This window comes from Streptomyces sp. NPDC037271, assembly GCF_055603605.1.
Map to the genome: position 1 here is coordinate 151,818 of NZ_JBVJVN010000014.1, position 24,887 is coordinate 176,704.

The 24,887-nt window shown below is 69.5% G+C and carries 21 protein-coding genes; 9 read left to right on the plus strand and 12 right to left on the minus strand.

Features of this window, described 5'->3' with window-relative positions; genetic code table 11:
* The first annotated feature begins 74 nt into the window (after positions 1-74).
* The 3 genes from ACZ7G3_RS23600 (at position 75) to ACZ7G3_RS23610 (ending at position 2,419) form a co-directional block, all read left to right on the plus strand.
* Positions 75-515, plus strand: a complete 441-nt coding sequence (locus ACZ7G3_RS23600) for a hypothetical protein (RefSeq protein WP_470928123.1) — start codon at positions 75-77, stop codon at positions 513-515.
* A 62-nt stretch (positions 516-577) separates the two neighbouring features.
* Entirely contained in the window at positions 578-1,483 is a 906-nt protein-coding gene (locus ACZ7G3_RS23605; protein WP_426599663.1) for an LLM class flavin-dependent oxidoreductase, read from the plus strand.
* 48 nt (positions 1,484-1,531) lie between these two features.
* Positions 1,532-2,419, plus strand: a complete 888-nt coding sequence (locus ACZ7G3_RS23610) for an HAD family hydrolase (RefSeq protein WP_426599662.1) — start codon at positions 1,532-1,534, stop codon at positions 2,417-2,419.
* A gap of 75 nt (positions 2,420-2,494) precedes the next feature.
* Here ACZ7G3_RS23610 and ACZ7G3_RS23615 read toward each other — a convergent pair whose 3' ends face one another.
* The 5 genes from ACZ7G3_RS23615 to hisC all read right to left on the minus strand — a co-directional run bounded on the left by ACZ7G3_RS23615 (position 2,495) and on the right by hisC (position 11,855).
* On the minus strand, positions 2,495-3,544 hold the full coding sequence (locus ACZ7G3_RS23615) for a M23 family metallopeptidase (RefSeq protein WP_470928126.1): 1,050 nt from the start codon (positions 3,542-3,544) through the stop codon (positions 2,495-2,497).
* A 521-nt stretch (positions 3,545-4,065) separates the two neighbouring features.
* Positions 4,066-7,566 carry a thiol reductant ABC exporter subunit CydD gene (gene cydD / locus ACZ7G3_RS23620; protein ID WP_470928150.1) on the minus strand — a complete coding sequence of 1,167 codons (3,501 nt, stop codon included), beginning with the start codon at positions 7,564-7,566 and terminating at the stop codon, positions 4,066-4,068.
* Between the two features lie 81 nt (positions 7,567-7,647).
* Entirely contained in the window at positions 7,648-8,652 is a 1,005-nt protein-coding gene (gene cydB / locus ACZ7G3_RS23625) for a cytochrome d ubiquinol oxidase subunit II (RefSeq protein WP_426599660.1), read from the minus strand.
* A 20-nt stretch (positions 8,653-8,672) separates the two neighbouring features.
* Positions 8,673-10,178 carry a cytochrome ubiquinol oxidase subunit I gene (locus ACZ7G3_RS23630; protein WP_470928127.1) on the minus strand — a complete coding sequence of 502 codons (1,506 nt, stop codon included), beginning with the start codon at positions 10,176-10,178 and terminating at the stop codon, positions 8,673-8,675.
* A gap of 597 nt (positions 10,179-10,775) precedes the next feature.
* Positions 10,776-11,855, minus strand: a complete 1,080-nt coding sequence (gene hisC / locus ACZ7G3_RS23635) for a histidinol-phosphate transaminase (protein ID WP_470928129.1) — start codon at positions 11,853-11,855, stop codon at positions 10,776-10,778.
* A gap of 410 nt (positions 11,856-12,265) precedes the next feature.
* Here hisC and ACZ7G3_RS23640 point away from each other — a divergent pair, with 410 nt between their 5' ends.
* The 3 genes from ACZ7G3_RS23640 (at position 12,266) to ACZ7G3_RS23650 (ending at position 15,863) form a co-directional block, all read left to right on the plus strand.
* Entirely contained in the window at positions 12,266-13,378 is a 1,113-nt protein-coding gene (locus tag ACZ7G3_RS23640) for a LacI family DNA-binding transcriptional regulator (RefSeq protein WP_426521467.1), read from the plus strand.
* A 320-nt stretch (positions 13,379-13,698) separates the two neighbouring features.
* Entirely contained in the window at positions 13,699-14,802 is a 1,104-nt protein-coding gene (gene sppA, locus ACZ7G3_RS23645; protein ID WP_426599658.1) for a Ser/Thr/Tyr protein phosphatase SppA, read from the plus strand.
* A 182-nt stretch (positions 14,803-14,984) separates the two neighbouring features.
* Positions 14,985-15,863 (plus strand): hypothetical protein, encoded by an 879-nt coding sequence (locus ACZ7G3_RS23650; protein WP_470928131.1) that lies wholly within the window; start codon positions 14,985-14,987, stop codon positions 15,861-15,863.
* A 24-nt stretch (positions 15,864-15,887) separates the two neighbouring features.
* On the opposite strand, the gene ACZ7G3_RS23655 is transcribed toward ACZ7G3_RS23650, so the two are convergent.
* Positions 15,888-17,456, minus strand: coding sequence for a VWA domain-containing protein (locus tag ACZ7G3_RS23655; protein WP_470928132.1), 1,569 nt, complete (start codon positions 17,454-17,456; stop codon positions 15,888-15,890).
* Positions 17,457-17,522: 66 nt separating this feature from the next.
* Positions 17,523-17,900 (minus strand): winged helix-turn-helix transcriptional regulator, encoded by a 378-nt coding sequence (locus ACZ7G3_RS23660; protein WP_470928133.1) that lies wholly within the window; start codon positions 17,898-17,900, stop codon positions 17,523-17,525.
* 114 nt (positions 17,901-18,014) lie between these two features.
* On the opposite strand from ACZ7G3_RS23660, the gene ACZ7G3_RS23665 reads away from it, so the two are divergent.
* The gene (locus ACZ7G3_RS23665) at positions 18,015-18,443 is read left to right on the plus strand and encodes a YybH family protein (RefSeq protein ID WP_470928134.1); all 429 of its coding nucleotides are present in this window, start codon (positions 18,015-18,017) and stop codon (positions 18,441-18,443) included.
* A 55-nt stretch (positions 18,444-18,498) separates the two neighbouring features.
* Here the strand turns inward: ACZ7G3_RS23665 and thiC are convergent, their stop codons facing one another.
* The gene (gene thiC, locus ACZ7G3_RS23670; protein WP_470928135.1) at positions 18,499-20,292 is read right to left on the minus strand and encodes a phosphomethylpyrimidine synthase ThiC; all 1,794 of its coding nucleotides are present in this window, start codon (positions 20,290-20,292) and stop codon (positions 18,499-18,501) included.
* A gap of 253 nt (positions 20,293-20,545) precedes the next feature.
* Between thiC and ACZ7G3_RS23675 the strand changes: the two genes are divergently transcribed.
* Positions 20,546-22,099, plus strand: coding sequence for a YibE/F family protein (locus ACZ7G3_RS23675; protein ID WP_470928136.1), 1,554 nt, complete (start codon positions 20,546-20,548; stop codon positions 22,097-22,099).
* Between the two features lie 59 nt (positions 22,100-22,158).
* On the opposite strand, the gene ACZ7G3_RS23680 is transcribed toward ACZ7G3_RS23675, so the two are convergent.
* The 4 genes from ACZ7G3_RS23680 to ACZ7G3_RS23695 all read right to left on the minus strand — a co-directional run bounded on the left by ACZ7G3_RS23680 (position 22,159) and on the right by ACZ7G3_RS23695 (position 24,448).
* Entirely contained in the window at positions 22,159-22,596 is a 438-nt protein-coding gene (locus tag ACZ7G3_RS23680) for an SsgA family sporulation/cell division regulator (RefSeq protein WP_055422101.1), read from the minus strand.
* Between the two features lie 99 nt (positions 22,597-22,695).
* Positions 22,696-23,421, minus strand: coding sequence for an IclR family transcriptional regulator (locus ACZ7G3_RS23685; RefSeq protein WP_470928137.1), 726 nt, complete (start codon positions 23,419-23,421; stop codon positions 22,696-22,698).
* 321 nt (positions 23,422-23,742) lie between these two features.
* Positions 23,743-23,955: a DUF5326 family protein gene (locus tag ACZ7G3_RS23690; RefSeq protein ID WP_426521474.1), complete on the minus strand. Its 213-nt coding sequence runs from the start codon at positions 23,953-23,955 to the stop codon at positions 23,743-23,745.
* Between the two features lie 175 nt (positions 23,956-24,130).
* The gene (locus tag ACZ7G3_RS23695; RefSeq protein ID WP_361158897.1) at positions 24,131-24,448 is read right to left on the minus strand and encodes a cupin domain-containing protein; all 318 of its coding nucleotides are present in this window, start codon (positions 24,446-24,448) and stop codon (positions 24,131-24,133) included.
* A 59-nt stretch (positions 24,449-24,507) separates the two neighbouring features.
* Here ACZ7G3_RS23695 and ACZ7G3_RS23700 point away from each other — a divergent pair, with 59 nt between their 5' ends.
* The gene (locus tag ACZ7G3_RS23700) at positions 24,508-24,885 is read left to right on the plus strand and encodes a phage holin family protein (RefSeq protein WP_426599650.1); all 378 of its coding nucleotides are present in this window, start codon (positions 24,508-24,510) and stop codon (positions 24,883-24,885) included.
* The last annotated feature ends 2 nt before the right edge of the window (positions 24,886-24,887 follow it).

The window sequence follows — 24,887 nt, forward strand, 5'->3', positions numbered from 1 at the left end:
GCGAGAACGGGGTCTGCCTGACGAGGAGAGTGCCGCCGCGGTATCTGCGATTCCCCGCTCGACACCGACCCCGCATGATCGGTGGCATGGAGCAGCTACCCACCACCCAGGCCGCCGTCACCGCTCTCCGTGCCATCGCCGCGGAGTACGCCCTGGAGATCGAGGTCACCGAAGACATCGGCGCGGACCAGACCTCCCGCCGCAGCGCCGCAGGCGTGGGCGTGACCACCGATGCCGACGGTTCCCTCCCCCATGAGGCATTCGCCGAGTTCGGCGGGATTCCCCGGGTGAGCGTCCGGCTCTTTCCCGAGGGCGACGCCTTGATCACCGTCGAGGACGTGGAGTTCCCCGACATCCCGCGTGACGACGTCCCCGCGTTCCTGCGCTCTGTCTTCGGCGGCCTCGCCTTCGTCAAGGGGCGCCGTTTGATCGTGCCGCTGCCGGGTGACCGCACGTACAAGGAGTTCGTGCCGATGCTCCTCCTCACCCCGTGGCTGAGTGGTCGCGTACGGTGACGCATGGCGAGGCCGGTGGACGTTTCACGTGAAACCGGTTCGGGCGCAATAGGCTCGGATGCATGAGCCTGCGTCTGAGCACCGTGATCCTTCCGCACCGCCGCTGGCACGAGGGCGGCCGTTCGAGCTGGACGCGTGCCGAGCAGCTCGGTTTCCACACCGCGTACACCTACGACCACCTGTCCTGGCGGAGCTTCCGGGACGGCCCGTGGTTCGGTGCCGTGCCGACGCTCACCGCCGCCGCGGCCGTCACCGAGCGGCTGCGCCTGGGCACCCTGGTGACCTCACCGAACTTCCGGCACCCCGTGACACTCGCCAAGGAGCTGATCTCCCTCGACGACATCTCCGACGGCCGGGTCACGCTCGGCATAGGAGCGGGCGGCACGGGCTTCGACGCCACCGCGCTCGGCCAGGAGCCGTGGACACCACGCGAGCGGGCCGACCGGTTCGCCGAGTTCCTTCCGCTGCTCGACCGGTTGCTGACCGAGGACGCCGTGTCCTACGAGGGCGACTTCTACTCGGCGCACGAGGCGCGCAACATCCCGGGGTGTGTACAGCGGCCCCGGCTGCCGTTCGCGGTGGCCGCGACCGGTCCCCGCGGGCTGCGGCTCGCCGCCCGGTACGGGCAGGCGTGGGTGACCACCGGTGACCCGAAGCTGTACGAGAACGGCACCCCCGAGCAGTCGGACCGCGCGCTGCGGGACCAGGCCGACGGACTGGCCGCCGCCTGTGCGGCGATCGGACGGGAGGTGAGTGAGCTCGACAAGGTCCTGCTCACCGGCTTCACTCCCGACCGCAGTCGACCACTGGAGTCCGTGAACGCGTTCGTGGACTTCGCCGGCCGTCACCGGGATCTCGGATTCACCGACCTCGTCGTCCACTGGCCGATCCCCGACTCGGATTTCACGGCCGACGAGAAGGTCTTCGAGCGGATCGCCATGGAGGCACTGGCGCAGCTGAAGAGCTGAGAGCCGTAGCTCACATATGTGCGGACTCGCGCACGGTCGTGCAGGCATATGCGTGACAATGGCCGGGTGACCTCAGCGACCCGACAGCCAGACCCCCCGGCCGCCGCCACTCGCCCGCGGCTCATCGCCACCGATCTCGACGGCACCCTGCTGCGCGACGACAAGTCGGTCTCCCCGCGTACGGTCGCCGCCCTGGCCGCCGCCGAGAAGGCGGGCATCGAGGTCTTCTTCGTCACCGGCCGCCCCGCCCGCTGGATGGACGTCGTCAGTGCCCACGTGCACGGTCACGGCCTCGCCATCTGCGGCAACGGCGCCGCCGTGGTCGACCTGCACGGCGGCCCCGGAGCGCACCGGTTCGTGAAGGTGCGGGAGCTGGCCCGGGAGAACGCGCTGGACGCCGTACGGCTGCTGCGCGAGGCGGCGCCCGGCACGGTGTACGCGGTCGAGCAGACATACGGCTTCCACCAGGAGCCGGCGTACCCGAAAATGCACATGGAGGCCCCCGACGACCTCCTGCCCGCCGAGGAGATCCTGGCACCGGGTGGTCGCGCCGCCGCCGAGCCGGTTCTCAAGATCCTGGCCTTCCACCCCGAGCTGGACCCGGACGGTTTCCTCACGCTGGCCCGCCTCGCCATCGGCGACCGGGCCAACGTCACTCGGTCCAGCCCCAGCGCCCTGCTGGAGATCAGCGGGCCGGACGTCTCCAAGGCCAGCACGCTCGCCCTGTACTGCGCCGAGCGCGGCATCTCGCACGAAGAGGTCGTCGCCTTCGGTGACATGCCGAACGACGTCGAGATGCTCACCTGGGCAGGACGTTCGTACGCGATGGGCAACGCGCATCCGGACGTGATCGCCGCCGCGTCGGGGCGGACGGTCGCCAACAACGACGACGGGGTGGCGGTCGTGATCGAGCGGATGCTGCGGGACCTGCCCTAGCGGCTGGTCCCACAGCCCTGTCCCACGGGGTGCCCGGCCTCGCCGGGCGCCTGGACCGTCAGAGCGCCCGCACCGTCATAGCGGCACCCCGCGCTGCGCCAGCCACGGCACCGGGTCCAGCGCCGATCCCATCTCCGGTGTGACCCGTACCTCGAAGTGCAGGTGCGGCCCGGTGGAGTTGCCGGTGCTGCCCGCCTGTCCGACCCACTGGCCGGGGCGGACCCGGTCGCCCTGGTCGACGGCGACAGCGGCCAGATGGGCGTACTGCGTGTAGTAGCCGCCCGCGTGCTGGACCACGACCTGGATGCCGAACGCACCACCGCACGACACCTTCACCACCCGGCCCGTGCCGACCGACCGCACCGGCGTCCCCACCGGCACCGCGAAGTCCTGTCCGGTGTGCCGGTTCGCCCACCGCGTCCCACCGCTGCCGAACGACGCCGACAGGTCGTACGTCTCCACCGGTGACACCCAGGACCGGTCGAGTCGCACGTCCGGCTGGTCAAGACGGACCGCGCCGGGACACGAGCCGGCCGCGACCGAGGCGTCCGCCTGTCCCTCGAGCCGCGCCCGCGCCGCCTCCAGCTTGCCCTCGATCCTCTTCTTCAGCTCCGCCAGCCCGGCGTTGCGTTCCTCCAGCCTCTGCCAGGCCGACTGCGCCTTGGCCTCGTCGGCAGCGAGCCGGGCCTCGGCACGCAGGCTCTTCTCAATGGCCTTGTTGACGGCAAGATCCACGCGCGCCACCGCTCGCTGACTGCGCATCAGCTCGTCGGGGTCATCCGCGAGAACCACCTGCGCGGTGAGCGAGAGCCCACCGCCGCTGCGGTACTGGGCGCGGGCGATCCGGCCCAGGTCCTCGTGCATGGCGTCGATCTTCTGCCGCTGCCGGTCGAGGCGGGACTCGTACTCCAGGGCCTTCGACCGCTGGGCCTCTGCCTCGCGCCGTCCGTCCTCGTACTGCTGGGTGGCCTTGGCCGCCTCCTCGTAGAGCCTCGCCACCTCCGCGCCGAAGGCGGTGCCGGAGCCACCGTCCTCGTCCATGGCGTCGCTGGGACGGGCCGCGAGCACGGCGAGCGCGCACAGCAACACCGGAACGAGCAGCGGATGTCGGCGAGGTGAGCGCATGACAGTGATCGTGGACCGGATGAGGGCCTACGGTCTTGCCGAGGTCGTACGAGTGGGGGACCTGTTGCTGCACTCGGCTCAGTACGGCTGCTGCACATGGGGCAACCGGGCTCCGGCAGAGCTCAGTTCAGTACGGTGCCGGCCACCGCGTCATCGCGCCACCGCCGCCCGGTGCCCGGCCCGATCCGACCGGTGCCGCCGCCGGTCTCGGCGCGGCCCTCGGGGCTGGGCAGGCCGCGGGGCCGTCCGGACACCGTCGTGCGCGACGGTCCAGCCGCATGCCCCGCCGGCCGTCCGGCCGGGTGGCTGGCGCGCCGGCTGCGAGCTCGATGCGGGTCGCGTGCGCATGCCGTAAGGCGTTGGACAGGGCCTTGCCCAGCGCGGCGATGAGGCGATTGCCGGTCGGATCGCCGACGACGGTGCCGACCGGCCCGACGAACCGGTGCGGGGGTATGAATCCGAGCGGCACTGCGTGGTGATCTCGCGCGGAATGTCCGTGCGCCGCGGCGCGAGCCTGCGGGTCACTCCGCCCCCACGAGCAGTTCCGACGCCGCCTCCCGCTCGGCCATCGTCCGCAGCGGCCCCGGTACGGCGGCCAGTTCCGCGTACGCCCCCCGCTGCACGACGCGGCCCTCGTCCAGCACGATCACCTCGTTCACGGCGTCCAGGCCCGCCAGCCTGTGTGTGATCAGCAGTGTCGTACGGCCCTCGGTCGCGGCCAGGAGATCGGCGGTGAGCGCGTCGGCGGTCGGCAGATCGAGGTGCTCCGCCGGCTCGTCGAGTACGAGGACGGGGAAGTCGGCGAGCAGCGCCCGGGCGAGTGCCAGCCGCTGCCGCTGACCGCCGGAGAGCCGGGCTCCGTGCTCCCCGATCAGCGTGTCCAGCCCGTCGGGCAGGCCGTCGGCCCACTCCAGCAGCCGGGCCCGTGCCAGCGCGTCGCGCAGTTCGCCCTCGGCTGCGTCCTTCCTGGCCAGGAGAAGGTTCTCGCGCACCGAGCTGTCGAAGAGGTGCGAGTCCTGGGCGCACAGCCCGACGAGCCGCCGTACGTCGTCGCCGGCCAGGGCGTAGGCGTCGACGCCGGCCAGGGTGTATGAGCCCGCTTCGGCGTCGAGGAACCGCAGCAGCACCTGGGCCAGCGTCGTCTTGCCGGCCCCGGACGCTCCGACCACGGCGATACGTCGGCCCTCGGCCAGAGTCAGGTCCACCCCGGCGAGGGCCTGCCGGTCCTGCCCTGCGTGACGGGCGGTCAGCCCCTTGAGGACGACCGGGAACGGCGACGCGGGCGCCTGCCTGGGTACCTCCGGCTCCCTTACCGGTTCGGGGGCGTCGAGCACCTCGTACACCCGCTCGGCACTCCTGTGCACACGCTGCCGGTACTGGACGGCCAGCGGCAGCCCGAGTACGGCCTCGAAGGCGGCCAGCGGGGTGAGTACGACGACTGCCATGGCCACACCCGCGAGCCGGCCTTCGGCGACGGCGTGGACCCCGGTGAAAGCGGCGCCCGCAACGGTCAGACCGGAGATCAGCGCGGTGAGCCCATCACCCAGCGCGGTGGCGGTGGCGGCACGCGAGGCGATCCGGGTGAGCGTGCCGTCGGCCCGGCGCGCCTCGGCGGCCCGTGAGGGCAGGGCGCCGGCGACGGTCAGCTCGGCGGTGCCGGTGAGCAGATCGGTCACCCGGGTGGCGAGCACGCCTCGGGCGGGAGCGAGCCTGCGTTCGGCCCGCCGTGCCACGGCGCCGGTGACCAGCGGGACCCCGGCTCCGGCCACCAGCAGACCGACCGCGAGGACGACCCCGGCCTCCGGCAGCAGCCAGGCCGTGAAGCCGACCGACGCGGCCGAGACGACCACCGCGGACGCGGCGGGCAGCAACCAGCGCAACCAGTAGTCCTGCAAGGCGTCGACGTCCGCGACGAGCCGGGACAGCAGGTCGCCCCGGCGGGTGCGGCGCAGTCCCGTAGGCGCCAGCCGCTCCAGTCGCCGGTACACGGCGACCCGGGTGTCGGCCAGCATCCGCAGCACGGCGTCGTGCGACACGAGCCGCTCGGCATAGCGGAACACGGCACGTCCGATACCGAAGGCGCGCGTCGCCGTCACGGCCACCATCAGGTACAGCACCGGCGGCTGCTCGGAGGCCCGCGAGATGAGGTACCCGGAGGTGGCCATCAGACCGACGGCACTGCCTAGCGCCAGACTGCTGAGCAGCAGGGCGAGGCCGAGCCGCCCGCGCCGGGCGGCGGACATCGCCCGCACCCTGGCGAGGACACCGCCGGGTGCTTCCGGCGAGGGGTCCAGGTCATCGGGGACAACCGCCGCAGTATCCACGGGGGTCTCCTCGAAGCGTCGGGCGGCGGGCGTTCCGTGGGTCCGGCCGGCCGCGGCGGCCGGTGCCGGCTCCTCGAGCCGTACCACCCGGTCGGCCACCTCCAGCAGGGCCGGGCGGTGTACCACCAGCAGCACCGTCCGCCCCTGCGCCAGCCTTCGCACAGCGGCCACGACCTCGGCCTCGGTGGCCCCGTCCAGGGCGGCCGTCGGTTCGTCGAGCAGCAGCACCGGCCGGTCCGCGAGGAACGCCCGGGCCAGCGCCAGCCGCTGCCGCTGCCCGGCGGACAATCCGGCCCCGTCCTCCCCGAGTACCGTCCCCGTCCCCTGGGGCAGCGCGTCCACGAACTTCAGCGCGCCTGCGTCCCTCAGCGCGCGCCGTACGGCGGTGTCGTCGGCCTCGGGCCGGGCCAGCCGTACGTTCTCGGCGATGGTCCCGGCGTACAGGTGGGGGTGTTGCGGCACCCAGGCGACGCGGGCGTGCCACTGGGCCAGGTCGAGGGTCGTGAGGTCGGCTCCCCCGATGCGGACCCGTCCCCCGGCCGTGCGTACGAAGCCGAGGAGGGTGTGGAGAAGCGTCGACTTGCCCGCCCCGCTCGGGCCGACGAGCGCGACCGTCTCCCCGGGTTCGACGGAGAAGCTCACGTCCGTCACGGCGTCCGCGGCACGTCCGGGGTAGCGGACCGTCACGTCCTCGAAGGACAGTGCGCCGTTCACCGGCACCGGTCCGGTCCCCGAGGCGGGTACGGGCCGCTCCAGCACCGAGAAGATGTCCTCGGCGGCCGCGAGTCCCTCGGCCGCCGCGTGGTACTGCGCCCCCACCTGCCGCAGCGGCAGATAGGCCTCGGGCGCCAGTACCAGCACGACCAGACCGTCGTACAGGGCCATGTCGCCGTGGACGAGCCGCATGCCGATGGTGACGGCGACGAGCGCCACGGAGAGGGTGGCGAGCAGTTCCAGGGCGAAGGACGACAGGAAGGCGATCCGCAGGGTCCGCATGGTCGCCTGCCGGTACTCGCCGGTGATGCGCTTGATCGAGTCGGCCTGCGCCTTGGCCCGTCCGAAGACCTTCAGCGTCGGCAGCCCGGCGACCACGTCCAGGAAGTGCCCGGACAGCCGGGACAGGAGCTGCCACTGACGGTCCATCCGGGACTGTGTGGCCCAGCCGATCAGCATCATGAAGATCGGAATGAGCGGCAGGGTGCCGACGATGATGGCCGCGGAGACCCAGTCCTCGGTGACGATGCGGGCGAGTACGGCCACGGGTACGACCACCGCGAGGCCCAGCTGCGGCAGATAACGCGAGAAGTAGTCGTCGAGGGCGTCGACTCCACGGGTGGCCAGCGCCACGAGCGACCCGGTCCGCTGTCCACTCAGCCAGCCTGGACCGAGCGCGGTGGCCCGCTCCAGCAGGCGGCCTCGCAGCTCGGACTTCACTGCCGCGCTCGCCCGGTGCGCGGCCAGCTCGGTGAGCCATCCGACCAACGCTCGTCCACAGGCAACGGCCATCAACAGCAGCAAGGGAGCGCGGAGTTCGGCTGCCGTCATACCGGACTGGAAGGCGCTCACCACCACTTCGGCGATGAGCATCGCCTGGGCGACGAGCAAACCGGCGCCGACGGCGCCCAGGACGACGACCGCCGTCAGGAAGAACCTGGTGGCCCGGGCGTACCGCAGCAGACGTGGATCAATGGGTTTCACGTGAAACATGCCCTCCCGTCCAGGGTGTGTGTTTCACGTGGAACATGACGCCGTGCCACGTGAAACACACACCGACCGGACTCAGTGCGCGGGTTCGGCGATGTGCTGGGTGCCGATCCGCTTGCGGAACACCCAGTACGTCCAGCCCTGGTAGAGCAGGACGACCGGCGTGGCGACCGCGGCCAGCCACGTCATGATCTTCAAGGTGTAGGGGCTGGACGAGGCGTTGGTGACGGTGAGACTCCAGTCCGCGTTGAGCGTGGACGGCATCACGTTCGGGAAAAGCGTCAGGAAGAGCATCGCCACGGCGGCCACGATGGTGACGCCGGAGAAAGTGAAGGACCAGCCCTCCCGCCCGGCCTGGTTGGCCATGAGGGCGACGATCAGCGATGCGACGGCCACCAGCAGGGCGACCAGGCTCTTCGCGTCCCCGTTGTCGACCTGCGTCCAGGAGAGGAAGGCCAGGGCCAGCACGGCCGCGACAAGGCCGACTCGCAGCGCGAGGGTCCGGGCCCGCTCGCGAATCTCACCGACGGTCTTGAGGGCCGTGAACACCGTCCCGTGGAAGGTGAACAGCGTCAGCGTGACCAGGCCACCGAGGAGTGCATACGGATTGAGCAGGTCCCATACGGAGCCGACGTACTCCAGGTCCCGGTCGATCTTCACGCCGTGGACGATGTTGCCGAAGGCCACGCCCCACAGGAACGCCGGGATCAGCGAGGTCCAGAAGATCGCGGTCTCCCAGTTGCGCTGCCAGTTCTCCTCGGGTCGCTTCACTCGGTACTCGAAGGCGACGCCCCGGACGATCAGGCAGACCAGGATGACGAGCAGGGGCAGGTAGAAGCCGGAGAAGAGCGTGGCGTACCACTCGGGGAAGGCGGCGAAGGTCGCACCGCCCGCCGTGAGCAGCCATACCTCATTGCCGTCCCACACAGGCCCGATGGTGTTGATCAGCACCCGCTTCTCGGCCCGGTTCCGGGCGAGCAGCCTGGTGAGCACGCCGACCCCGAAGTCGAACCCCTCCAGGAAGAAGTAGCCGGTCCACAGGACGGCGATCAGAACGAACCAGACGTCGTGCAGTTCCATGACTGTGCAGCTCCCTCGGCCTAGTAGGAGAAGGCCATCGGCTTGTCGGCGTCACGGAGGTCGCCGCCGATCTTCGTGGGCGGGTTGAGGTCGGCCTCGGTGAGCTCGGGCGGGCCCGCCTTGACGTACTTGGCGAGCAGCCTGACCTCGATGACGGCGAGGACGGCGTAGAGCGTGGTGAAGACGACCATCGAGGTGATGACCTCCGCCTGCGAAACACCGGGGGAGACCGCGTCGTGTGTCTGCATCACGCCGTAGACGACCCAGGGCTGCCGGCCCATCTCCGTGAAGATCCAGCCCCAGGAGTTGGCGATCAGCGGGAACGCCATCGTCCAGAGGGCCAGAAGCCAGTACAGACGGGAGAGTCTCGTGCCGAGCGGGTTGCGCAGCAGGACCAGATGGGGCACCTCGTCCTCGCCGGTCCGCAGGGCAGCCGGAAGCATGAACTTCTTCCGCGTCAGCCACAGGCCGAGCAGTCCGAGGGAGAAGGACGCCATCCCGAAGCCGATCATCCAGCGGAAGCCCCAGTAGGCGACGGGGACGATGGGCTTGTAGTCCCCCGGGCCGAACTTCTCCTGCAGGGCCTTGTTGGTGTCGTTGATGCCCGGCACGTAGGAGTCGAAGTCGCTGTGGGCGAGGAAGGACAGCAGGCCGGGGATCTCCAGAGCGACCTTGTTGTGCCCCTTGTCGACGTCTCCGTAGGCGAACACGGAGAAGGGCGCCGGCTCCTCGCCGTCCCACAGAGCCTCGGCGGCGGCCATCTTCATCGGCTGCTGCTCGTACATGACCTTGCCGAGGGTGTCGCCGCTGACGGCGGTGAGCACACCACCGACCGCCAGGGTGACCAGACCGAGCCGGAGCGAGGTCCTCATCACGGGGATGTGCTTCTTGCGCATCAGGTGGAAGGCTGCGATGCCGACCATGAAGGCGCCGCCCGTCAGGAAGGCCGCAGAGAAGCTGTGGAAGACCTGGTTGAGCGTGGTGTTCTGGGTCAGGACGGCCCAGAAGTCGGTCAGCTCGGCTCGGCCCTTCTCCTCGTTGATGCGGTAGCCGACGGGGTGCTGCATCCAGGAGTTGGCCGCGAGGATGAAGTAGGCCGACAGCAGCGTGCCGATCGAGACCATCCATATGCAGGCCAGGTGGATCTTCTTCGGCAGCTTGTCCCAGCCGAAGATCCACAGGCCGATGAAGGTGGACTCGAAGAAGAAGGCGATCAGCGCCTCGAAGGCGAGCGGCGCACCGAAGACATCACCGACGAATCGGGAGTAGTCGGACCAGTTCATGCCGAACTGGAACTCCTGCACGATGCCGGTGACGACCCCCATGGCGATATTGATCAGGAAGAGCTTCCCCCAGAACTTGGTCGCCCTGAGGTACTTCTCCTTCTCCGTACGGACCCAGGCGGTCTGCAGTCCGGCCGTGAGGGCCGCCAGCGAGATCGTCAGCGGGACGAACAGGAAGTGGTAGACGGTCGTGATGCCGAACTGCCATCGCGCCAGCGTCTCCGGCGCCAGAGCCATGTCCACGTCGTCAGTCTCCTTACATCGCCACATCGCCGTGGTCAGCGGCGGTTTGAGCGTGTATGTCACACCTATCTCGGGCGCAACCGGGACACGCTTGTGAACGCGTTCACATTCACAAGCAATTATGACGTACAGCTTTTCAGCATCGGAAGGGGGGTCCCCTGTGACGTCAAGCCCTTGGTGAGAGCTTCGACGTGTTGTTGAATCCGCCGCGCGTGGATACGGGTCTCATGGGGTGAAGGGGTGCACTTCGGAACGAGCATGCCGGTTTCACGTGAAACGGGTCACCTTCAGGGGGTACCGGACCCCGACAGGTCACCTTCACGTGAAACCGGCACTCAACAGGTCGCCCTCACCGGAAACGGCTACCCAAGGTCTCCGAGCCGGGCACGGCCACACGGCCATCTTCTGGACCGATGGCGACGCGCTGGCGCCGCCGTAGCCGCCGTATGGGCACACTCCTGTCCCGCGAGTGAGTGAGTGCGTGAGGGAGGGAGGCAGGGAGGGAGGGAGAGAGGACCTGTGCCACCTCGTGCGCCACCGCGCGAGTCTCCTGCCATGCCCTGAGCACCCCCAACGGCAACGGCGGGTACGGAGTGCCTACAGCCCCTTGCGGAACTCCTCCGACACCTTCAGGAAGATGTCGTTCGCCTCACTCTCCCCGACCGTCACCCGCACTCCCTCACCCGGGAACGGGCGGATGACCACGCCGGCCTGCTCGCAGGCGCCGGCGAAGGCGACCGTGCGCTCTCCCAGCCGCAGCCACACGAAGTTGGCCTGGGTATCCGGCACCGTCCAGCCCTGGGCGCGCAGCGCGTCGACCACGCGCGTGCGTTCGCACACCAGCGAACCGACCCGGCCGATCAGCTCGTCCTCGGCCCGTAGCGAGGCGATCGCCGCCTCCTGCGCGATCTGGCTCACCCCGAAGGGCACCGCCGTCTTGCGCAGCGCCGCCGCCACGGGCTCGTGTGCGATCGCGAACCCGACCCGAAGGCCGGCGAGTCCGTACGCCTTGGAGAAGGTCCGCAGGACGCAGACGTTGGGCCGCTTGCGGTAGATCTCGACACCGTCCGGCACCTCGGCGTCGCGGATGAACTCCCTGTAGGCCTCGTCGAGGACCACCAGCACGTCGCTCGGCACCCGGTCGAGGAACCGCTCCAGCTCGGCCCGCCGCACGACCGTGCCCGTCGGGTTGTTCGGGTTGCAGACGAAGATCAGCCGGGTCCGGTCGGTGATCGCGGCCGCCATCGCGTCCAGATCGTGAACGTCGCCCGGCGTCAGCGGCACCTTCACGGAGGTCGCGCCGCTGATCTGGGTAATGATCGGGTAGGCCTCGAAGGAGCGCCAGGCGTAGATCACCTCGTCGCCCGGACCCGAGGTCGCCTGGACCAGCTGCTGGGCCACACCGACCGAGCCAGTGCCGGTGGCCAGGTGGGACAGAGGCACTCCGAACCGGTCCGACAACTCGCTCATCAGGGCCGCGCAGGCCATGTCCGGGTACCGGTTGAAGGACGAGGCCGCGGCCGTCACCGTCTCCATCACGCCTGGCAGCGGCGGATAGGGGTTCTCGTTGGAGGACAGCTTGTAGGCCACGGGGCCGCCGGACGCGGCAGGCTTGCCCGGCTTGTAGGTGGGAATACCCTCCAGCTCGGCGCGCAACTTGGGGCTCGTCTCGCTCACCGCAGTCCTCCTCGTGACCACCACCGGCATCGAATACTTCTCACCTTAAGAGGATTCGACGCCCCTGCGTATAGGTGAGGCCGGACCGCCCGCGTCACACTGACATCAGGGAAATCAAGGGCATCAGCGCACGAAGGCGCACGATTCGGGGGGCGCGCCTCACATATATCTACGCGCCGGTGGCTCACGCCGTAGCGCGCATCCCTCGTGCAGGTGAGTTGAGACCTCTTCGCAACATCTGCCACTTGGCAGGCCCCCGCTGGTCGACACGTCAGGTAATGGGGTGCGAGAGGCCAAGTAGCTTGCTTTGCAAGGCTGTTATGGCTTAATGATCATGCAGAAACGTGACTGTCAACGCGTGCATATGCGTCCGCCCTACCCCATGCCATGAGCCCTACTATCGGCTCGCCATGACAGCAGCAGGGAAGCACCAGGTGAGCCGCGCGGAAACCTCACGTCGAGGCAGTCGGCCGGGCCGGGCGGGCATCAGGGACGTGGCCGCCGCCGCCGGAGTATCCATCACTACCGTCTCCGATGCCCTCAACGGCAAGGGCCGACTCCCGGATGCCACCCGGCGCCATGTGCGCGAGGTCGCCGACCGACTGGGCTACCGGCCCTCGGCCGCCGCCCGCACGCTCCGCACCGGCAAGTCGGGACTCATCGGCCTGACCGTGACGACGTACGGGGATGAACCTTTCACCTTCACCGAGTTCGCGTACTTCGCCGAGATGGCGCGCGCCGCCACGTCCGCCGCGCTCGCCCGCGGCTACGCCCTCGTCATCCTCCCGGCGACCTCCCGTCACGACGTATGGTCCAACGTCGCCCTCGACGGCACCGTCGTCATCGACCCCTCCGACCACGACCCGGTCGTCAGCGAACTGGTACGCCAGGGCTTACCGGTCGTCTCCGACGGCCGCCCGGCCGGCTCACTCCCCGTCACCGCCTGGGTCGACAACGACCACGAGGCCGCCGTACTCGGCATCCTCGACCACCTGGCCGACGCCGGCGCCCGCAGGATCGGCCTGCTCACCGGCACCACGACCGACACGTACACCCACCTGTCGACCACCGCCTACCTGCGCTGGTGCGAGCGCGTCGGCCAGGACCCGGTCTACGAGGCCTACCCGGCGCACGACCCGTGCGCCGGCGCGGTCGCAGCGGACCGGCTGCTCGCCCGCCCCGACCGGCCCGACGCCGTCTACGGCCTGTTCGATCCGAACGGCACCGACCTGCTCGCCGCCGCCCGCCGCTACGGGCTGCGCGTACCGGAGGACCTGCTGCTGGTCTGCTGCAGCGAATCCACCGTGTACGCGAGCACCGAGCCCCCCATCACCACCTTGTCGCTGAAACCCCGCCGCATCGGCACCGCGGTGATCCAGGTCCTCATCGACGCCATCGAGGGGCTCGACTCGGACCAGCCGGTCGAGCAGGTGATACCGACCGAACTGATCGTGCGCACGTCGTCGCAGCGCCGCCCGTCCCGTACGACGGTCAGTCCGCCGCGGACGCCCGAGGGCGAGTAGGGCCGCCCCGGAGGCGCGACGAGGCGGAGCCCGGCCTGCACGGCCGCGGTAACGGCGGCAGCTCCGTGGGAACGACGGCGAAGGCGGCGGAGGCAGCGCTCGACACGTCCGGGGCGTCCAAAGCGTCCGGGGCACGGCCGAACCGCCACTGCGGACGGGTGAAGCCGGGCCCAATCGGGGCGAAAGCCGCGGTGAAACGGAGTCCTGCTCTGATTCACCACCCCTGGGTCATCACACAGCGCGATCCGCATTCCTATGATGGGCCCACACACCGCGGGCCGCTGCGACCAGGCAGTCCGAAGCGGTGCAGATGCGGCGCGATGGTGGAGGGGTCGATGACTCAGGGGGCCGGTCAGGGACCCGAGGTGGAGCGGACGGCGACGGTACGAGACTTCCGGGTGCCCGCGTACGTCCATGAGGCCGCTCCGTACGCCGCCACCGGCACGCGCGCGGGCGAAACCGCGCCGCCCGAGGAGGAGTACGAGGAAACCCTTCCGGAGGGGTACACACCCACTCAGCGGGATCTGCCCGTCATCCGTCGGGGTGACACGGTCCAGGTGACCGTCGATCCCGAACCGGCCGCGGTGCAGCAGCCCGCCACGGGTCAGGGCCCGCTCTTCGTCGTCGGCGACGTGCACGGCTACCTCGACGAGCTGGTGGCCGCCCTCCAGGAGAAGGGCCTCATCGACGCCGCCGGACAATGGTGCGCGGGCACGTCCCGCCTGTGGTTCCTCGGCGACTTCACGGACCGCGGCCCGGACGGCATCGGCGTCATCGACCTGGTGATGCGGCTGTCCGCCGAGGCCGCGGCGGCCGGCGGATACTGCAAGGCGCTGATGGGCAACCACGAGCTGCTGCTGCTCGGTGCCAAACGGTTCGGCGACACGCCCGTCAACTCCGGGGCGGGCACCGCCACGTTCCAGGCGGCCTGGCTGCTGAACGGCGGGCAGAAGACCGACATGGACCGCCTGCAGGACCACCACCTGCAGTGGATGGCCCGCCTCGACGCCCTCGAAGAGGTCGACGGCCACCTCCTGGTCCACTCCGACACCACCACCTACCTGGACTACGGCCGCTCCATCGAGGAGGTCAACGACACCGTCCGCGAGGCGCTGACGCGCAACGACGCGGAGGAGGTGTGGGACCTGTTCCGTAAGTTCACCAAGCGCTTCTCGTTCCGCGACGAGGGCGGCGCCGACGCCGTGCGTTCCCTGCTGGACACGTACGGCGGAACCCGGATCGTTCACGGCCACAGCCCCATCCCCTATCTCCTGGGCGAGGTCGGCTCCGAGGACGGCGAGGACGACACCCGTACCGCGGTGGAGGGACCTCATGTCTACGCGGACGGGCTGGCCATCGCGATGGACGGCGGCGTGACCATGGCCGGAAAGCTGCTGGTCCAGCAACTCCCGCTCGACGCCTGACCGTTCACCACACGGGTTCGCGCGTGGCCGCGTCGATACAGCTCGGCACCCAATTTCTGTAAACCCCCTGTCACCGTCCACCGTCACGGCTCTACCATCGGCTTATCCGTAGCAGGCTCCCCTCCGTTTCTGCCCGACGGCTCGTTGGCATGCGAGCCCCAAGCCCTACGGAGCATCGGGGGATGCACATGAACAGCGTTCCGCAGTACCTGCCGAACGAGGACCGCAAGGAGTACGAGCGGATCCTCGACGAGGCACTGCGCTCCGCACCACACCGCCCGGAACTGGCCGCTGTCGGACAGCGCCTCAATCCCGAACAACTGCGCACCATGGCACTCAACGCCACCGCCCTCATCACGGCGGCGGCCACGACCGAGTACCAGCACTACGTGAAGGTCCGCGAGGAGCTGCGCCACCCGGCGCCGTCCACCCCGTCGGCCGCCCCGTCGTCCACGCGTGATTCCGGCACCGCCGAGCCGGGCACGGGCGCGTCGGGGCTCGCCGCCACCATGGGCGAGGTCGCCGAGGCGACCGGCGCGGGTGCCTTCGCCGTCGTCGCCGTCCTGGCACCCGTCCTGGCCGGCACCGCCGCAGCGATCTTCCTGCTCGTCGGCTACCTCCTGAAGCTGCTCGATCCGGGGCAGACCTTCGCGCAGACCATGCTCACCACCGGATGGGTGTTCGGTGCCGTGACCGCGGTGGCGATCCTCGTCGCCGCGGTGGGCCTGCTGCTCACCGCGCTGCGCAATCGCCCCTCCGCCGAGCCCGTCCGCTACGGCGAACTCGACGAGGAAGTGGTCCGGGCCAGGGACGCCTGGCACGACGCCCTACTGGAACGCGGCATCCTGCCCTTCCTGCGGGAGGCACTCGCCGCTCCGAACACGACGGCACTGCACCGTACGGGACCGGTGGCGCCGGCCGGCCGCATGCCGCACCTCGGCTACGACCGTCCCGGATTCACGAGCCCCGACGGCGGCTCGGAGGCGAGTCGGCGTCCGCGCTACTCGAGCCCGGACTTCAGCAGCCCGGACTTCGGCGGCCCGGAGCACCAGCCCGAGTAGCCACCGGCCCGGGCGGGCAACGGATCAGAGGATGCCCGCCCGGCCGGCGGCAGTGATCCAGGACGGGAACTCGGACAACAGGCGGTCGTACAGCTCCGGGTCTGGGACGGTGCTGATGTCGTCCACGGCGAAGAAGCCGACGTTGTCGACACGGCGGCCCGGCAGCGTGTCGAAACGCTCGAGCACCCCGTAGTTGGACCGCCCGAGCCCCACGAACTGCCAGAAGACCGGTTCCTCCACCGCACCCCGCAGCTCGCGCTCGATCTCGGCGTTGCGGTAGACACCGCCGTCGGAGAAGAACAGCACCAGGGTCGGAGCCGACGCCGGGTTGTCCCGGACGTAGGCCCGGATCTCGGCGATCACCTTCTGTTCCTCGTTCTGGATGCCGACCGCCCGCATGTCGACCTGCTCCGGGTGCAATCCCTTCTTCCTGCCCCGGCGGAAGAGGCTGATCTCCCCCACGCGCACGTGCAGCCGCAGCCACTCGGGAAGCTCGCCGAGGCGGAGGTCGGGCAGGCGGGCGGGGTTCGAGGCGAAGGTCCATGCCTGCATCTCCCCGTCGTCGTCCAGTTGCGCGGCGACGGCGGCCATCCGCTCCACGACGTCGGCGACCACGCCCTTGGAGTAGAGGAAGGACATGGACCCGGAGGCGTCGAGTACCAGGATGACGCGCGCGGTGGCACCGGACGCCCCGTGCTTGGTCAGGCTGACCGCTACCTGTTCCTTGCGCAGGGACAGCCGCTTGCGCATGTCGACGGGAAGGTGCTCCTCGCCCTTGGTGAGACGGGGCCCGGCGGCAGGAGGCACCGAGGACGCCGACGGCGGGGCCGCTGCTGTGGGCGGGGCGGACGGAGACACCGGGACGGACGGTGCCGGCGGTTCCGACGGGGCTCCCGGTGCCGAAGGTCCCGACGGGGCTCCCGGTGCCGGAGGTGACGACGGGACTGACCGGGCTGAAGATGCGGACGGGGCCTGCGGCGCCGGGGGTACCGACGGCGCCGACGGCGGGGGAGAGGCTGCCGTTGACGGGGCGGCGGGCGCGGCCGGATCGTCGTCCACGCTGATCCCGAAGTCGGTGGCCAGCCCCGCGAGTCCGGAGGCGTACCCCTGCCCGACCGCACGGAACTTCCACTTCCCCTGGCGCCGGTACAGCTCGCCGCCGACGAGGGCGGTCTCCGTGCCGGCCGTGATGTCGAACCGGGCCAGCTCGGTGCGGGTCCCGGCGTCCAGCAACCGCAGTGACAGTCCCGGGATCTGGCCGAACGTCCCGCCGTCCGCCGAGGCGCACAGCACGATGCGGTCGACGGCCGGTTCCACCGAGCGCAGGTCCACCTCTACGGCGTCGGTCGTGACACCCGCGCCGGCCCCGTGGCCACCCTGTTTGCCCAGGTGCCCCACTGCGTCGGACGCGTGGCGAGGCTGGTTGTAGAAGACGAAGTCGCCGTCGTCCCGCACCCGTCCGGCCGAGGTGAGCAGGAGCGCGGAGGCGTCGACCTCGGGCACGCCCGGTCCGGCGGACCAGACGAGTTCGACGCGCACCGCGGGGGAGTCGACGGCGAGGTTGGCGCCCTTGCTCAGGGAGGTGGCTGTCATGCGCCCAGTCTGCCCAGCCGAGCCGTCGGTGGGGAGGGGCGGGCGTCGACAGCGTGTCCTGCTCGCCTACCTGCTCTGCCCTGCGTGCCCCCTCTTCCCCGTCTCCCGCATCGATGCGGGGGACGGGGAAGGCTGCTCGTCCCCGTCCCCGGTCGGTGCCAGACGCAGCAGTTCCTCACCGGTCGCGTACAGCTCGACCAGTAGCGGTCGCAGAGCTCGGCCCGCTTCCGTCAGTCCGTACCGGGTCCGCACGGGAAAACCACGGCGCCTTTCGGCCTCCACCAGGCCCCGCTCCTGGAGCGTACGCAGCCGCTCACTGAGCACTTTCGCCGACAGCTCGGGGAACAGTGTCCGCAGCTCGGTGAAGCCTCGGTGTCCTCCCATCAGTTCACGCAGCAGCAGGGTGGTCCAGCGGCCGGAGACCGCGGCGAGAGCGATCTCCACCGGGCAACCGGCCTCGGGGCGACGAGTGCGGCCTCGCACTCCTGGGACCAGCTCCGGGTCCCATGCGTGGGTTTCCGCTTGGTGACCCATGTCGAGAGGCTGTTCGCTTGCCACATGACGCATCCTCCCAGTGTGCTCCTGGCGCACAGCGCCACCGATCACCCTTACGCTTTCGCACGAGCTTTCAACACCTTCGATCCCGCGGTCCTGGACCAGCTCTACGAGGCGGACGCCGGCTTCGTGCCGACGCCCGGGCGCCTGGTCACCGGCACCAGCCGATTCCGGGCCAACGACGACTTCCTGCGCCTGTGCGTCCCGATCGAGGTGACGCCACGCCACACATACGTCGTCGGTGACCTGGCACTGCTGATCGTCGACTTCGTCATCGCCGGCACGGCCGCCCACGGCGACCAGGTCCACATCGAGGGCACCGCGACAGACGTGGCTCGCCGTGGGCCGGACGGATACTGGCGTTACGTGATCGACAATCCGTTCGGGGTGGCAAGCCCTCCCGGACAGACGTCGGCCCCCGGCTCACGCTGAGTCCCCGCCGCGCGTACGGAGGGGTGGCTCAGCGTGAGGTCAGTGCAGACGGAACTCAGTCGGCCAGCGGCAAGTAGACCCTGTTCCCGCCTGCCGCGAACTCCTTCGACTTCTGGGCCATGCCCTCCTCGATCTCGGCCTTGCTGCCTCCGTGCTCACGTCGGATGTCCTGCGAGATCTTCATCGAACAGAATTTCGGTCCGCACATGGAGCAGAAGTGGGCCGTCTTCGCGGGCTCGGCCGGCAGCGTCTCGTCGTGGTACTCCCGTGCCGTGTCCGGGTCGAGAGCCAGGTTGAACTGGTCCTCCCAGCGGAACTCGAAGCGGGCGTCCGACAGCGCGTCGTCCCATTCCTGCGCACCCGGGTGTCCCTTGGCGAGATCGGCGGCATGGGCGGCGATCTTGTAGGTGATGACGCCGGTCTTGACGTCGTCACGGTTGGGCAGCCCCAGATGCTCCTTGGGCGTGACGTAGCAGAGCATGGCCGTGCCCCACCAGGCGATCATCGCGGCACCGATGCCGGAGGTGATGTGGTCATACGCCGGCGCGACGTCCGTCGTCAGCGGACCGAGCGTATAGAACGGAGCTTCATCGCAGATCCCCTGCTGAAGGTCGATGTTCTCCTTGATCTTGTGCATCGGGACGTGGCCCGGGCCTTCGATCATGGTCTGAACGTTCAAACGCTTCGCGGTCCGGTTGAGTTCCCCGAGCGTCCGCAACTCCGCGAACTGCGCCTCGTCGTTGGCGTCCGCGATCGAGCCCGGCCTCAGGCCGTCGCCGAGTGAGTACGTGACGTCGTAGGCCGCGAGGATCTCGCAGAGCTCCTCGAAGTTCTCGTACAGAAACGACTCCCTGTGGTGCGCCAGGCACCACGCCGCCATGATCGAGCCGCCGCGAGAGACGATGCCGGTCTTGCGGTTGGCGGTGAGCGGCACATACGCCAGGCGCACCCCCGCGTGGACCGTCATGTAGTCCACCCCCTGCTCGGCCTGCTCGATGACCGTGTCCTTGTAGATCTCCCAGGTCAGCTCCTCGGCCCTGCCGTCGACCTTCTCCAGTGCCTGGTAGAGCGGCACTGTCCCGATGGGGACGGGGGAGTTGCGCAGCACCCACTCGCGAGTGGTGTGGATGTTGCGTCCGGTGGACAGGTCCATGACCGTGTCGGCGCCCCACCGGGTCGCCCAGGTCATCTTCTCGACCTCCTCTTCGATGGAGGACGTCACAGCCGAGTTGCCGATGTTGGCGTTGACCTTCACCAGGAACCTCTTGCCGATGATCATCGGCTCGATCTCCGGGTGGTTGACGTTGGCCGGGAGAACGGCGCGGCCCGCCGCGATCTCCTCGCGCACCACTTCCGGCGAGACGTTCTCCCTGACGGCCACGTATTCCATCTCCGGCGTGACCTCGCCCCGGCGTGCGTACGCGAGCTGCGTGACCGCTTTGCCGTCCCTCCCCCGGCGCGGCTGACGAGGCCGTCCGGGGAAAACGGCGTCGAGGTTCCGCAGACCACCGCGTGGGGAGGTGTGCTTGATTCCGTCGTCCTCGGGGCGGACGGGACGGCCCGCGTACTCCTCGGTGTCACCGCGGGCGATGATCCAGTTCTCTCGCAGCGGCTGCAGCCCCCTGCGAACGTCGGTGTCGACGAGTGGATCGGTGTACGGGCCCGACGTGTCGTAGAGCGTGACCGACTGCCCGTTGGTGAGATGCACCTGACGAACCGGCACCCGCAGGTCGGGGCGCGAGCCCTCGACGTACGCCTTGTGCCAGCCGATGGACTTCCCGGCCTCCGTGGGTTCCGCCTGGGCGGAATTCTGCGCGGAGGCAGGCGTGCGTGCGTCCTTGATGGTCATGAGACCTACTCCCTACGCCGGCATTACCCGGTAACAGGTTCGGCGGTCGACGCAGCGGCTTCCGTCTGCCGACGCTTCGTGGGAAACATCACTCGGCTTCGGTGACGTTTCCCGTGAAACATCGCTGGGACGGAGGTCAGCGCCCTCTCAGCCCGGTGCTCCGAGCTCCCGCGTGTACAAAGGTGCCTCCACGCTAGCGTCACTTCGGGCGCGGTGAACAGAGGGCTCCGCTCGTTCTTGCGATGATCGGCCGGTGACCACACCGCAGCAGCCCCCGTTTCCACCGCACGATCCCCGCCGCGGACCGAGTGCCGAGGACGGCAACAGCCGCCGTGCGGCCGAGCAGGCCCCCGTCCATCCTCACGACGCGGGCGGTGGCAGACATGATGCGGGTGACGGACACGGCAGGGGTGACGGGCACGGTACGGGCGACGGCCACGGTGCTGGTCACGGCCACGGCGGTTCCGACGGGCACGGGGGCGGACGCGGGCACTCGCACTCCCACGGTCACGGACCGGCAGCGCCTGTCTCCCGGCATCTGAGGAAGGTCATCGCCGCGGTCCTGATCCCGTTCGCCGCGGCGGTACTGGTCGGGCTGGCGGTGCTGTGGCCGGGCGGTGCGCCACCGCACGAACGCACCGGGGTGGGCTTCGACCGGCAGACGCAGCAGGGAACCGTCACCAAGGTGGTCCAGCTGAGCTGCCAGTCCGTCAACGCCTCAGGTGTCCCCCCGACCGGAGACACCTCCACCGCCGAGGGCTCGTCCGCGGTGCAGCAGGCGAACGGCGACTGCAAGCGGGCGACGATCCGCGTGGACAGCGGCGACGACAAGGGCCGCACGTTCACCGAGATCGTGCAGCCGGACCAGTCACGGCAGTTGCACGAGGGCCAGAAGGTGGTGGTCGCCTACGAGCCCTCCGCGCCGAAGGACCTGCAGTACTCGGTGACCGACATCAACCGAGGGCTCCCGATGGCCCTGCTCGCCGGCATCTTCGCGCTCGCCGTCGTGGCCGTCGGACGGCTGCGCGGCCTCATGGCCCTGGTCTCGCTGGCCATCAGCTTCCTGCTGCTCAACTTCTTCATCCTGCCCGCGATCCTGCAGGGTTCGAACCCGCTCGCCGTGGCGGTGGTCGGGGCCAGCGCCATCATGCTGATCGCGCTGTACCTGTGCCACGGCCTGTCGGCCCGTACGTCCGTGGCGGTCCTCGGCACCCTGATCTCGTTGTTGCTGATCGGTCTCCTCGGGTCGTGGTTCATCGGCTGGGCCGCACTCACCGGGAACACGGACGACAACACCGGCCTCATCCACGGCCTGTATCCGACGATCGACATGAGCGGTCTGCTGCTCGCCGGGGTCATCATCGGTTCGCTCGGTGTCCTCGACGACGTGACGGTCACCCAGACATCGGCGGTCTGGGAACTGCACGAGGCCAACCCGACGATGGGTTGGCGCGGGCTGTACCGCGCGGGCATCCGTATCGGCCGCGACCACATCGCCTCGGTCGTCAACACGCTCGTCCTCGCCTACGCCGGCGCCGCGCTGCCCCTGCTGCTGCTGTTCTCGATCGCGCAGAGCGGGGTGGGAACGGTCGCCAACAGTGAGCTGGTCGCGGAGGAGATCGTGCGCACGCTGGTCGGTTCGATCGGCCTGGTGGCGTCTGTTCCGGTCACCACGGCACTCGCGGCCCTCGTCGTGTCGGCCGACCGGTCCGGCGACCGACCGGCGTCACAGGCCGCCGGAGCGACGACGCCGGGTGCCGGTGCGTCGGCTCCCGTACGCGGGCGAGGCCGTCGCCGTAAGCGCTGACCCGTCGGCAGCCGATCCGGCGAAGCGTTACGCCACCGCTGTAGAGCTGCCGTAACGGTTCAGCCCGCGCTCTGCTCCTCCGCCAGGATGCGGTCCAGGGCCTCGTCGAGGTGGGCGTCGAAGTCGGCGAGCGCGCCCTCCTGCCCCAGCGGCACCAGCTTGTCGGTCCGGTCGAGAAACGCCACCAGGGGCGCCGCGGACGAACGGAACAGCGCCTGGTCGCTGCCCACCTGAAGCCGAATCAGCACCTCGGCCAGCGGCTCGGGATCGACCGGCGCGATGCGCACGTCGCCGTCACCACACGGCCGGCCCACCCCGTCGACCAGCAACTCCCGGCCGAAGGCCCAGGTCACCGGCGCATCCCCGGGCAGATGGAAGGTCAGTCGCACGGCATAGGGATCACAGGTCTCGTAGCGCAGCTCCACGGGAATGCGGAAAGAGAGCTCCTCGGACACGAGAAAGCTCATCATGACCTCCGCCTGTACGGACTCGCCCATCGCCTACCCCGTCATTCGCCGTCGACTGTCCGGGAATCAAACCTCTAACACTGGTGGCATCTTGCTTAACGTACACACCAGATCACAAGGAGTGAGTTTTCAGATACTGATAGAGATCGCGAGCGACCCCAGAATGCGTCCCACCTCGTTCTGCAGCAGATCCGCCGCGGGCAGCAGCCGGTCAGCCTGCTGAAGGGGCAGGGAGATGGCCACCGTCGCCGCCGTGGTGCCGGCGGTGATCGGAATCGCCGCACAGACCGTCCCCAGGGCGTACTCCTGGCGCTCGGTCACCGGGGCCATGCGCCGCATGCGTTCCAGTCGCTTCAGCAGACTGTGCCCGTCGCGCACCGTGTACGGCGTGACCGGCTGCACCGGGTAGCGGTCCAGGTGGTCGCGGCGGGCATCCTCGTCCAGCTGCGACAACAGGCACTGGCCGATGGCGTGCGCGTGCCCGGTCTCACGGAAATCCGCCCACTCCTCGACCGCCGGAATGCCCGGTGTGTCCGAGACGCTCATGATCTCGATCTCGCCGTCGCGGTACATGGCGTAGTACACCGGGGCACCGATCGTGTCGCGTACGTGCGCCAAGGCGTCGGCCACCGTGCTGCGACGTTTCTGCTCGGCTCCGCTGCTGCTCAGCCGCTCGGTGGCCTCGCCGAGGAAGAACAGGCCCTTCTCGCGGCGCAGATATCCCTCGTGCACCAGGGTGCGCAGCAAGTGGTACGCCGTGGGCAGTGCCAGCCGCGCCTCACGGGCCAGTTGCTTGGCGGGGGCTCCGTACCCGTGCTCGGCGACACACTCCAGAAGACGCATCGCCCGCTGCACGGAGCCGATGAGCGTCGCGGAAGGAGGGTCAGCGGAGGAGGTCGCTGGGGGGGTGCGAGGCGTCGAACGAGGCTGCACTGGCAGTGCTTGCGCTGCGTGCACTGGAACAAACGCGGTGTCAGCCGTGGCCAAGAGGCACTCCCGGAACGCGAGGGGGCAGCCCGTGCGGGGAACACGGGTGGGGGTGTACGCCACTCGCGGGGTCGCCCCCGCGTGGAGTTCCGGACTCTATTCGCCGGTCACCACTCGCCGACGGCCCGTCCGGGAAACTTCCCTCGCGCGAGGGAACCGGTGATTCCTGTTACCGGTTCCCCACGCCTCTCACCAGTCGCTGCGTGACGACGAACTCGGCAGGAACTTGCGTACGACGTAAATCAGTCCGCCGACGAGCGCCACGAAGAGCAGCAGCTTGAACAGCAGTCCGACAACGAAACCGACCACGCTGGCGATCAGCCCGCCGAACACGACCAGGGCGATGACCGGTACCGCGACCCACTTAACCCACCACGGCAGTCCCGTGAAGATCTCTCGCATCGCCCTCGTCCTTACCTTTCCGCCCGCTCGAGTGCCGGGGCCTTCGACGGCCCGGATACCTCTGGGAAACTTCTGATGTCCTGCACTCGATGCTAGGGCCGTGAGCGCCCCGGCGGGGCCCTCGCATCCCTTGTCTCCCCCTGATCGATCCCCTAGGGAACCCCGGGGCCGCGGCTCAGCTCTCGGGCGGAGAGAACACCACCAGGACCCGCAGGTCCTCGCTGATGTGGTGGAACTTGTGGGCGACCCCGGCCGGCACGTACACCACGCTGCCGCGGGCGACCTGGGTGGTCTCCATGCCCACGGTGATCGCGGCCCGCCCGCTCACCACGAAGTACACCTCGTCCTGCGCGTGCGGCTGCTGAGGGTCGGCCGTGCCCGCGTCGAGGGCGTACAGGCCGACCGACATGTTCCGCTCGCGCAGGAACTGCAGGTAGGCACCGTCGTTGGCGGCGCGTTCCGCCTCCAGTTCGTCCAGCCGGAATGCTTTCATCGTCTCGTCCGCCCCTGCCTCACCATTCGTTACCGAGCACGTCTGCCACGATCAGACACATGAAGAATTTCCTAGTCAAGACGATCGCCAACGCGGCCGCCCTCGCGATCGCCGTGTGGCTGCTCGACAAGATCACACTGACCGGTGGCAGCACCGGTGAGAAGGCCGCCACACTCATCGTCGTCGCCCTGGTGTTCGGCCTGGTGAACCTGCTGGTCAAGCCGATCGTCCGAGTGCTGACCTTCCCGTTGTTCGTCCTGACCCTCGGACTGTTCACACTGGTGGTCAACGCGCTCATGCTGTTGCTCACCTCGTGGCTCGCCGACAAGCTCGACCTGAGCTTCCACGTCGACGGCTTCTGGACCGCCGTCCTGGGCGGCCTGATCATCTCGGTCGTCTCCTGGGCGCTCAACGCGTTCCTGCCCGACAAGGACTGATC